The organism is Bartonella senegalensis OS02 (genome assembly GCF_000312545.1).
GTDB classification, from domain to species: domain Bacteria; phylum Pseudomonadota; class Alphaproteobacteria; order Rhizobiales; family Rhizobiaceae; genus Bartonella; species Bartonella senegalensis.
In genome coordinates this window covers 45,270-48,653 of the sequence record NZ_HE997545.1, presented here as the reverse complement: position 1 = coordinate 48,653, position 3,384 = coordinate 45,270, and the positions used below count along the sequence as shown (strand labels likewise).

General features: G+C 39.4%; 7 protein-coding genes. 3 read left to right on the top strand and 4 right to left on the bottom strand.

All coding sequences use genetic code 11. The annotated features are described in order from the left end of the window. Window positions 1-326: 326 nt before the first annotated feature. Together BN200_RS08205 and BN200_RS08200 are read left to right on the top strand one after the other, a co-directional pair. Complete coding sequence (locus BN200_RS08205) at window positions 327-1,046, top strand: phage regulatory protein/antirepressor Ant (RefSeq protein WP_019222088.1); 720 nt, start codon at window positions 327-329, stop codon at window positions 1,044-1,046. Next, window positions 1,043-1,321 (top strand): hypothetical protein, encoded by a 279-nt coding sequence (locus BN200_RS08200; RefSeq protein WP_019222087.1) that lies wholly within the window; start codon window positions 1,043-1,045, stop codon window positions 1,319-1,321. Before BN200_RS08205 ends, BN200_RS08200 begins: the two co-directional genes overlap by 4 nt. A 42-nt stretch (window positions 1,322-1,363) precedes the next feature. On the opposite strand, the gene BN200_RS08195 is transcribed toward BN200_RS08200, so the two are convergent. The 4 genes from BN200_RS08195 to BN200_RS08180 form a co-directional block, all read right to left on the bottom strand. Beyond that, window positions 1,364-1,645, bottom strand: a complete 282-nt coding sequence (locus BN200_RS08195; RefSeq protein WP_019222086.1) for a type II toxin-antitoxin system YafQ family toxin — start codon at window positions 1,643-1,645, stop codon at window positions 1,364-1,366. After that, the gene (locus BN200_RS08190; protein ID WP_019222085.1) at window positions 1,632-1,895 is read right to left on the bottom strand and encodes a type II toxin-antitoxin system RelB/DinJ family antitoxin; all 264 of its coding nucleotides are present in this window, start codon (window positions 1,893-1,895) and stop codon (window positions 1,632-1,634) included. Before BN200_RS08190 ends, BN200_RS08195 begins: the two co-directional genes overlap by 14 nt. 89 nt (window positions 1,896-1,984) lie before the next feature. Further along, window positions 1,985-2,299, bottom strand: a complete 315-nt coding sequence (locus BN200_RS08185) for a HigA family addiction module antitoxin (RefSeq protein ID WP_019222084.1) — start codon at window positions 2,297-2,299, stop codon at window positions 1,985-1,987. A gap of 16 nt (window positions 2,300-2,315) precedes the next feature. Beyond that, window positions 2,316-2,630, bottom strand: coding sequence for a type II toxin-antitoxin system RelE/ParE family toxin (locus BN200_RS08180; RefSeq protein ID WP_034989421.1), 315 nt, complete (start codon window positions 2,628-2,630; stop codon window positions 2,316-2,318). A 61-nt stretch (window positions 2,631-2,691) separates the two neighbouring features. Here BN200_RS08180 and BN200_RS08175 point away from each other — a divergent pair, with 61 nt between their 5' ends. Next, the gene (locus BN200_RS08175) at window positions 2,692-3,243 is read left to right on the top strand and encodes a hypothetical protein (RefSeq protein ID WP_019222082.1); all 552 of its coding nucleotides are present in this window, start codon (window positions 2,692-2,694) and stop codon (window positions 3,241-3,243) included. Window positions 3,244-3,384 lie beyond the last annotated feature (141 nt).

The following is a 3,384-nucleotide window of genomic DNA, read 5'->3' as shown; positions in this document are numbered from 1 at the left end:
ATACACACTATACAATCTATAATTATTTTAAAAAATGTGAAGTCACCTCTTGACAATATGGCAACAATGTGTCTATCGTTGAGCTAGGTGCCTAAGAAACACCTTAAACCAATAGCGGATAGATTGCCGATACAATCTTTTCTCCGCACATTAAAGGCTTTGACTCATTATATGCTCGTGGCATATAAATGACATTGTCGGGTGTAGTTACGCTATACAATACCCTTTACGGGGAAAGCATAACGACGGACTATTGGCCGTGTTTCTTAGCACCCGGCACTCTTTTTAGAGTGTCATTAAGAAACATCTAACCAATAGGAGTTCATATGAACAATCTTACAAAAATTACGGCAAATGTTGCTAACGACGCTGCTGTACAAACTATGTCTAGCATTGAAATTGCGGAAGTGTGTGGTAAGCAGCATAAAAACGTTATGCGCGATATTAAACAAATATTCACTGAGCTCAAATTTGAGCCCAGTGATTTTGCAGGGGTCTATAAAGATTCAACAGGTCGCACCCTCCCTTGTTACAACCTCCCCAAGCGTGAATGTTTAATTCTTGTCTCTGGTTACAGTACCGCCTTACGAGCGAAAATCATTGACCGTTGGCAAGAATTGGAAAAGCAAGTCGCTGTTCCACAAGTTGACTATTCCAAACCCGAAGCCTTACTTGGTGTCTTGAATCACCTACAAAGCCAAATCGAGCAGAAAGATCATGTGATTGCAGAATTAGTTCCAAAAGCAGAGGCTTTAGAAGGCTTAAAGCGTTCTGATGGGCTGTTCGGTCTTATTGAAGCAGCAAAGATGCTCGAGGTGCGACCAAAGGATTTAAGCGATTATTTGCGAAAACATGATTGGGTGTATCGACGTGCTCCAGGGGCGCCGTTGTTACCCTATCAGGATAAAATCAAGAAAGGTTTTATGGATTGTCCTGCGATTACCATTCAAAGACCAGATGGTACAGAAAAAATACTCCCTTCAACAAAAATCACCTCTAGAGGTTTGGCATGTTTAAGAGAACAAATCTTTGGGGGTGTACAATGAAGATAGATACTAACTTCTTATGCGATTTATGGATAGCATTGTCTCAATTTTCTAATGATAAAAATGTGAGCGACAAAGACTGTAGTGCTTTGGTTCAAACTATGAATGCAATAGAAAAGGTTCTCATTTTAAAACTTCAAAATGACGTGCCTAATATTACAAAAATTTTGGCAATTCTCACAGATTTTGGTTCTGCAGAACTACCACATCGCATGGATTCTTTGTTGCGCGCTTACGAACCAGATTTAGACAACCCCATTAAAAAAGTTGCTTAAAGTAAAATATTCCCCTTCCCCATCTTTAAGGTGGGGAGGTGGCTAAAGATCAAGTTGTGAATGAGAACCAAGACGCACCAAAACCAATCGGTCTTGATCAACCAAGCGATAAATTAACACGAGATCAGGTCGAATATGACAATCTCGATAATTACTCCAATTTCCAGTCAGTGCATGATCACGGTACCGAAACTCTAAAGGTTGGTCATTTGCTAATGCTGCAATTACTTTGCGTAAATCAGTCTCTAAAAGATGCCGATGTCGTCCTTTCATTTCGCGCTTGAAATCACGTTTGAAAATGGTGGTACGTTCAATCGTCCGCATAGAGATCATCAAATAATTCGTCTACGGAATGAAACTTTTTTAAATTGCCTTCATCAAATTCGGCAAAAGCGGCTATGGTTTCTGCATTGGGTTGAAATAAGAAAGAAGGAATAGCTTTATCTTGTGCAATACGTGTCATCAAAACCCTTACAACATCACTTACTGACAAACCAGAAGCTTGAATAACTTGACTAGCAACATTTTGAATCTCTTCCGGTACGCGCGCTTGAACCATGCGACTGGTAGCCATAATGATTTCTCCTCTCTCAATTGTATTTCAATGTAATACAATTGGAGTTTGATTTCAACTGTAAAGTACTTTTTAGAGTGGGGAGGTGGTTAAACCGTACATTCAAATTTATTGATTTGGGAGAATTTATTAATTTTGGCAAATTCGTCTGCTTTTTCTGCTTGCAAAATATGAACATCATAAGCTGCTTGCATATTAAGCCAGAACTCAGCTGTCGTATCAAAAAAATAGGCTAATCTTAGTGCTGTATCAGGAGTTATTGGACTATTTTCCGCAACAATACGCTCTATCCTCGTGCGTGGAACATTTAATGCTTTGGCAAGGGCATAAGCAGAGAGAGCATATTCTTTTAAATATTCCTCTCGTAAAATTTCTCCGGGATGAATAGCTATATAATTTTTCATCTCGACCTCCTACAAATCAATGATAATCTACAATTTCGACTTCATAAGCACCATTAAAACGCCATTCAAAACAAATACGAAACTGGTCATTAATACGAATAGAATATTGACCTTTACGCTCTCCTTTCAATGCTTCTAAACGATTTCCTGGAGGACTACGCAAATCTTTAAGATCAATTGCTTTATCCAACATAAACAATTTCCTTTGGGCTATACGTACTAGAGTTGTAGGAAAACCTTTAGGTAGATTACCTTCTAAAAGATCTTTACACCGCTTATCCGCAAAAGATTCAATCACCAAGTCACCTTCATTCGTTCTTTTATGTATCATAACATGATACCAGTTTAAAAAAAAGAATGAATGTTGAAAAATATAAAAAACAGGAGCGGAAATGACTAAGAAATCTCGAAAAGGTTTATCGCTTCGTGCCTTTGCAAGAAAGATGCGTGTTTCTCCTAATGCGGTGGTTTCTCGTTTTAAAACTGGAAAATTTGATAAGGCTCTTTTTGAAGATGGTTCTGTTAATGAAGCGCTTGCAACAGCTATCTGGAATGAGAATCCAACAAAGCGCCCTGCTCCATTTTTAGCACCGGATGGTCAACCACGAACTAAGATAAAACAAGTCTCATCAGATGCAGCAAATGAATACAAAATTAAACTGGAGCGAATGCAAGTTGCCCTTGAAAGCGAAAAGATTGCCCTTGAACGCTTACGCGAAACAACCGTTGACCGTGAAGAAGTAAAGAGAGCAGCCCGCGAGTTTGGAAGAGCACACCGTGATGCCATGTTGAATTTCCCGCACCGTTTTGGAGCAAGCATTGCTGCACAGGTTGGATGTGATGCTGCAAGCCTGATAGGTGCCATTGATTATTACATACGAAAGGCTTTGCTTGAAGCTGTTCATATTCCAGTTCCTTATCATGATCCTCAACCTCCAGAATGAGAGCGTTTTTGGGGCAAGCAAAGAATGAATAATGGATGAGAATGCTGTTAAAGAATTTTTCTCCCATGCCAATGATGCAAGACAACCGGACCCACCCTACACGGTTTCTCAATGGGCGGATAAAAATAGATACCTTAGCAC

Coding starts and splice junctions, on each gene's coding strand:
- BN200_RS08205 (WP_019222088.1), top strand. CDS start 327: ATGAACAATCTTACAAAAATTACGGCAAATGTTGCTAACGACGCTGCT.
- BN200_RS08200 (WP_019222087.1), top strand. CDS start 1,043: ATGAAGATAGATACTAACTTCTTATGCGATTTATGGATAGCATTGTCT.
- BN200_RS08195 (WP_019222086.1), bottom strand. CDS start 1,645: ATGCGGACGATTGAACGTACCACCATTTTCAAACGTGATTTCAAGCGC.
- BN200_RS08190 (WP_019222085.1), bottom strand. CDS start 1,895: ATGGCTACCAGTCGCATGGTTCAAGCGCGCGTACCGGAAGAGATTCAA.
- BN200_RS08185 (WP_019222084.1), bottom strand. CDS start 2,299: ATGAAAAATTATATAGCTATTCATCCCGGAGAAATTTTACGAGAGGAA.
- BN200_RS08180 (WP_034989421.1), bottom strand. CDS start 2,630: ATGATACATAAAAGAACGAATGAAGGTGACTTGGTGATTGAATCTTTT.
- BN200_RS08175 (WP_019222082.1), top strand. CDS start 2,692: ATGACTAAGAAATCTCGAAAAGGTTTATCGCTTCGTGCCTTTGCAAGA.